This is a genomic window from Pseudomonas sp. CF161, from assembly GCF_000416215.1.
Taxonomy (GTDB): Bacteria; Pseudomonadota; Gammaproteobacteria; order Pseudomonadales; family Pseudomonadaceae; genus Aquipseudomonas.
In genome coordinates this window covers 1-6026 of sequence record NZ_ATLP01000116.1, presented here as the reverse complement: position 1 = coordinate 6026, position 6026 = coordinate 1, and the positions used below count along the sequence as shown (strand labels likewise).

Annotated in this window: 4 protein-coding genes; all 4 read right to left on the bottom strand. The window is 66.0% G+C overall.

The features are described from left to right. The coding region (locus tag CF161_RS27460; protein WP_020299895.1) for a lytic polysaccharide monooxygenase at positions 1-1155 on the bottom strand (1155 nt) is incomplete at its 3' end. A gap of 396 nt (positions 1156-1551) precedes the next feature. Beyond that, positions 1552-2256 (bottom strand): molecular chaperone, encoded by a 705-nt coding sequence (locus tag CF161_RS27455; RefSeq protein ID WP_020299894.1) that lies wholly within the window; start codon positions 2254-2256, stop codon positions 1552-1554. Continuing rightward, the gene (locus CF161_RS27450; RefSeq protein ID WP_020299893.1) at positions 2253-3533 is read right to left on the bottom strand and encodes a fimbrial protein; all 1281 of its coding nucleotides are present in this window, start codon (positions 3531-3533) and stop codon (positions 2253-2255) included. Before CF161_RS27450 ends, CF161_RS27455 begins: the two co-directional genes overlap by 4 nt. Next, a partial coding sequence (locus CF161_RS27445; protein ID WP_020299892.1) for a fimbria/pilus outer membrane usher protein occupies positions 3530-6026 on the bottom strand: 2497 nt, incomplete at its 5' end. The genes CF161_RS27450 and CF161_RS27445, both read right to left, overlap by 4 nt.

Genomic DNA, 6026 nt, shown 5'->3' with positions numbered 1-6026 from the left:
GTCCAGGCCTTCAGGGAAGACGAAGTCGTACCCACCGCCGACCGGGGCATCCTTGAGTTTGAAGCTGTGAGTCTTCTGCAGCAGCTCGCCTTTTTCCGGCTTGGCCACGACCACCAGGTCGTAGTCACCGGCTGTGACGTCCTTCAGTGCCAGGGAGAAGTGCGGAGTGTTTTGCCCGACTTCGCCCTGCTGCTGAATGACGATGCCGCCGCCGGCTTTGAGCACGGTCGCATCGACGGTGTACTTGCCACCCAGAGCGATAGCGTTGAAGTGCAGGTCGGCCGCGCCGTTATTCAGGGTGTAATCCGCAGCCAGACCGCTCAGGACCAGGGTGCCTGGCTTGTTAGGCTGGTCTTTCTGGATCATGACCTGGGTCACGTCGCTCTTGGCATTGATGAAGATGCCGTTGGTGCCGTAGTTGGGTTTGATTTTGTCGTCAGCATCGACCAGACCCATCTGGTAGCCAGCATTGGCCTTGTTGACTTTCTCGGCCAGCAGGAAAGGCCAGTTATTAGGCTTGGCCTGTTCCACGTTTTCGATTTTGAGCACGGTGCTGCGAGCGGCCTGATCACCGCTAGCGGTGAATACGCGGGTCGACACGGTGTCGCCGACTTCCAGTGCTTCAGCCTCTACGTTGCCGATCTGGTTCCATTGCGAAACCGGGACACCATCGTTATCGATGATGACGTCGATTGGCTGATAGAAGGTCGCGTAAGTATCGGAAACGTGCCATACGGCGAGAACGATATGGTAGCCGGCGCGATCAGCGGGAATATTGACCTTGTGGGTGGAGGTCTTGTTGGTCGGCATGACGACGCTGTTGCCTTCTTGATGCAGCAAAGGCGTCAGTTCGAAGGATTCGCGGGTCAACGGCTTGTTTGGATTCCAGTCTTTCTTGGTGATGTAGAACTGGTGGAAGCCCGTAGCGTGGCCGGCCCTGTAGCGCCAGCTGAAGTCGTTCATGCCCGGTTTGATGGTGGTCTTGGTCCAGCGGGTGCTGGTCTGTTCATCAAGCTGGTTGTAGGTCTGGATACCACCGCTGGCGATATGGCCGTTTTGCGGACCGCATACCGAGAACGGGTCTGAGCAGAAGCTGCCGGTGTGATGCTGCGTAGCAGCCGCTTTGCCGTATTCCACACTCTGCGCGTCGTACATGATGGCTGCCGCAGCCAGTGTTCAAACCGCCGCCGAAGTCGGGGTTGCACATCATCGAGCGAGACTTGGGAGTTTCAACAAAGCCGTGGGCGATCACTTGTTGCGAAGCCAGGGTAGCCAGGCCGATGGCCATGGCCAGAGGCAGTTTGCGCAGAGCACGAGCACGCTTACTTTGAATCATCGTAAATCCTTGATTGTTTTTTAATTAGCTACAGAGCCTTCAAAGACGGGATCCAGATGGGGTTCTTACCCTGTCTTTGGAGGCGCGAGCAGAATGCCGTCGAGGGGGAGGAGCGCCCATGGGACGAGTACGAGAGTCAGTCCAGGTGGTTGCAGTGGGGCCCGGGCGCTCCAGGCCCCGCTGAAGTGCTCGGGAGCGGGGCGGCCCGCAGCGCATCAGGCGTCAGGTTGCAGCGGGCGTTGAAACTCATGCAGTGCGCCGCGATCGTCGACCAGGCGTGCCTCCACGCGGCTGGTGCGGGGGGCGTTGTGGGTGAGCGCCTGGCAGCTGGTGGCAAACGGCGCGAGCATCTGCCCGGGCAATGGCGCCTGGCCTTGCAGGTGTAGCTCGGCCAGGGTCACGTAATGCGCCGTGGGGTTGCGCCAGCACAAGGTGTTGCCAGCGGCCGACAACGAGAAGCGCTGCTGCTGCGCGAGCTGTTGCGGCGCGCCAAGCCCGTGGGGGCGCCACAGCAGCTTGATCTGGGTTTGCAGGCTGATGGTCAAGTGTTCGCCGAAGGCTTGCTGGCTGGCGTCGGGCGGGATCGCCAGCAGGTTGAGCCAGAACAGGCTCTCGCGGTCCTGGGGCAGTGCCTGGCCGTTGTACAGCAGGCGGATGGTGTGGCGGGCCGATGGCTCCAGGCGCAGAACCGCGGGCAAGGCCACGAATGGGCTATCGCCGAGGGCTGTTGCGCTGTGGCTTTCGCCATCGTCGACCCAGGCCTGTACCAGCACCGGGTACGGGCTGGTGTTGACGATCTCCAGGTGACGTTCGCGGGCATCGGCCGGGTAGATCACCCGGCTGGCGGAAAGCAGCAGGCCGGCCTGGGCCGGCAAGGTGCACAGCAGGGCCAGCAGCCACAGGGCGGTGCGCGGGATCATGGCAGCCGCACCAGGACCGTGACGCTCGACTCGACTCGCCCCGGGCTGACCTGTGGCGCCAGCGGCACCAGGCGCGCGCTGAACTGCCCGCTGTAGCGGCTCAGGCCGCGTTGCTCTTGCAGCACATTCTGAAAATGCTGGGCCAGCGGATACCAGCCCGGTTGTGCGTGGCGCGCGTTGGGGCAGGCGGCGTTGTTGAGGTCGCCGCCGCAGCCGTCGCTGATCAGCAGCAGCGGGTTTTGCTGGCGGTCCACCAGTTGGATGCCGACGCCGCCGGCCACCCCGGGCGACTGCCCGTAGCCACTGGACAGCAATACCCGCGCGTTACCGCTGGGGTCCAGCTGTTGCGGGTAGTGGCGCGCCAGCGCCTGACGGTTGTGCATCGGTGCCAGGAACGCCACCTGAGCCTGGTTGATGCTGTTGCGGGCGCCGGCATTGCTGCACTCGATATCCACATTGAAATGCGCCAGGCGCGCGCCGCCCTGTTGCAGGCGCACGGCGGATAACTGCCCGAGATCGACCTGTGGCGTGGCCGAGCGCACTTCGCAGCTGCTGTGGCGGCTGATGTGCGCTGCGTTCCACAGGCCGATTGCCGCCGTCCACTGTGGGCGCTGGCCGCCGCAGCCGCTGGCCGAGTCGCAGCCGGGGCTCAGGCCGGCCCCGAGCCCGGCGCCTTGAAAGGCGATGTAGCCGTTGGCGCGGGCGTGGCTGTAAAGGCCCTCGCCCGGTGCGCCTGAAAGGGGGTTGGCGCTGGCGCCAAGCTTCACCAGCTCCAGAGTGACGTCGCTGAAGTGCCGCGCGCGAAACTCCACCCGACCGGTTTGCCGGTTGTAGTCGCCCTGGATCTGCCGCCGTTGCCAGAACCGGCTGAACGCCTGTCCGCTTTGGTTGTGGATCAGCCGCAGGCCGACGTCGTGCCACTGGCTGTGGTAGTAGCCGGGCATGTCGCGTACGGGGTGCTGGCCGCTCAGCGGGTCGCTGCCATTGGTGGCGAAGTACTCGTAGAACGGGCCGTCCTGCGGCAGGCATTCATAGGCCAGTTCCTCGGGGTCGACCCGTGCGTTGCGCGCCACCGACAGGTTGGCGCTGGCCAGTACGCTGCCCGCCGGTTGCAGGTGCTCGGCGTGGATATTGATGGGGGCCAGCCCCGGATTGCCATTGGCGCTGTCGTGGGCGCTGTAGGACCAGACGCTGCGACACAGGGCCTGGGCCGAGGGGCTGGCGGCGAGGCACAGGATCAGGCTCAGGAGGGTCCAGCAAGGGGGGCGCAGGTTCATGCCGCAGGGCTCGTGGTAGAGGTCTCGACCGCGCCAGGGGCGCAGGTCGAAACGATGGATATCAGCGGGTTCAGGCGTTCGCTTGGGTCGATACGGTAGGCCACCTGGCATTGCTCGCTGGCGGCCTCGCCCCAGCTCACCCGCAGCTGGCCGTGTGGCTGTTCGACCCGGGCATAGAGTTGGTTGGCCTGGCCGACCATGCCGACCTCGCGCTCGTCGCTGTCGTACACCGCCGCGCCCATCGGCAACGCTCGCCCATCGTGGCGGGGTGCGCGAATCAGCAGGGCGTGCCCGGCCAGGGTTTCGAAGCGCAGGCGCAGCGCGGCGCCGGCCATCGGTGCTACCCGGCGTTGGGTCTGCTTGAACTCGACGTCGCCTTGCAGGCCATGGCTGCTCAAGCCGACGTCGTTGTAGCGAAACGGATTGAGGCTGGGCATCACGCCATAGCCGGCCGCGTTGATCCGGGCGCCTTGGCCGTTCATGACCCGCGCCCCTTCGGCGCCCTTGGCTTCGATCAGGGCAAAGGTCTCGCCCAGGTACGGCGCACCGGTCACGCCGTCCTCGTGCAGCACCAGGGCACCCATGGCGCTGGCCGAGCCCTGCCAGAAGTCCTCGCCGCGCGACAGGCTGGCGCCCACTGTGGCGTTGGCCTGGCGCTGTTGCAGGGTGCCGCCGATGATCGAGTCTTCGGCATCGCCACCGCCACCGCCACCGGCCCGGCTCAGGTGCAGGCCGTAGTTGAGGTCGCTTTCGCCGCCCGTGGTGCCGGACAGGCTGGCCTGGTACTGGTCGCTGCGGTCCGGGCTGTGGCTGAAGCTGGTGGCCAGTTTCGGCGCGCCGCTGGTGCGCCCCAGCGGCACGCTCAGGGACAGCATCTGCCGGGTCTGGCTGTGTTCGCCGAGGCCGTCGTATTGCCGGGCCAGCGACAGGTTAAGGCCCACGCCCTTGCCGAGCATGATCGAGTAGCCCATCTGCAATTGGCGGTCGCGCTGCTCGCGGTTGCGGTAGTGCTGCTGCGAGGCCGATGCGTACAGCGTTCCGTAGTCGCCCAGGGCCTGGTTGATTTGCAGGCTGACGCGGGATTTCTGTTGGTAGCTGCGCGAGCTCCAGTTCTGCGGGACGTGCTCGCGGGCGCGTTCGCCCAGCACGTCGATCAGTTCCCGGTAGCCTTCGCTGGAGTAGCGTGCGGTGCTCAGGCTCAAGCCCGTGCCGCTGCCCTGAAAGGTGCGGCTGTAGCTGAGTTGGCTCATGGCGCCGCGCTTGCGGGCGTCGGGGGTGTCGGCGCGGGTCACGGTGCTGTCCAGGCCGAATGCCCCAATGCGATGGCTGTAGACCCCGCCGAGCAACAGGCTCTGGTAGCCCTCGGCGGCGCGGCTGGCACTGCGCAGGCTCAGGGCATTGCTCAGCCCGTATTCATAGCTGCCCTCGAAAAAACTATGCGCCGTGGTGCCCATGCCGGTGTCGCGGGTTTGCGCGGCGGTCAGCGAGTAGCGGGTCAGGCCCGGGCGCAGGGCGTCGGGCTGGGCGCTGAAGGGTTGCCTGAAGCGGCTGACCTGGCCATCGGCTTCGGTCACCTCCACCTCCAGGTCGCCGCCGTAGCCGGTGGGGTAGAGGTCGTCGATCTCGAAACTGCCGGGGGCCACGGTGGTCTGGTACAGCTCGTTGCCGTCCTGGCGCACGATGACCCGCGCATTGCTCTGGGCGACACCGCGCACGGTGGGCGCATAGCCGCGCAGGGAGTCGGGCAGCATGCGTTCGTCACTGCCCAGTTGCACGCCTCGGTAGGCCATGCTCGACAGCAGGCGGCCACTGGTAAAGCTCTCGCCCAGGGTCAATTGGCTGCTCAGGTCGGGCAGTGAGTATTGCGCGTAGGTGCGCAGGGCTTTCCATTGTTCGCTGCTGCCGCTGGCCCCGGTCAGGCTGGATTGCTGCCGCAGCCGCCAGCCATTGAGGTTGACCCCCGATTGCAGCCCCAGGTAACTGGAGTACGTCGCGACATCGCGCCGGGTGGCCTGAAAATAGCTGGCGTTGTAGTTGATGAAGCCCAGGTTGTCGCCGTGGTTCCAGGCCTCCCGCGGGACTTCGCCGCGGCGCTGGGCTTGCAGATGCGCCTGGGGAATGGACAGCGCCAGGTGCAGCTGGGCGATGTCCAGGCGCTCGCTGGCGCCGCTGATCTGGCGGGCCAGTGGGGTGCAGGTCGAATCGTCCAGGTCGCCCAGGCGCTCTTCGCGCACGCCCAGTTCCAGCAGTTGGGCGCGGGTGAAGCAGGCGCTGACCGTCGCCGCGTCCTGGCGGCTGAAGTGCACGTCATGCCGACCCAGTTCCAGGCCGTTGAGCGCCAGGTCCACCGAATACTCCCCGGGCGCGAGGGTCCGGCGGCGGTTCAGGTGTTCGACGCTCAGTTCGGCATCGCCGGCGCCGCGCAGCAGGCGCGGGTTGAAGCGATAGCTCGGGCTGGCGGGCTCGACGCCGGGGGGCGGCACGGGCGTCTGG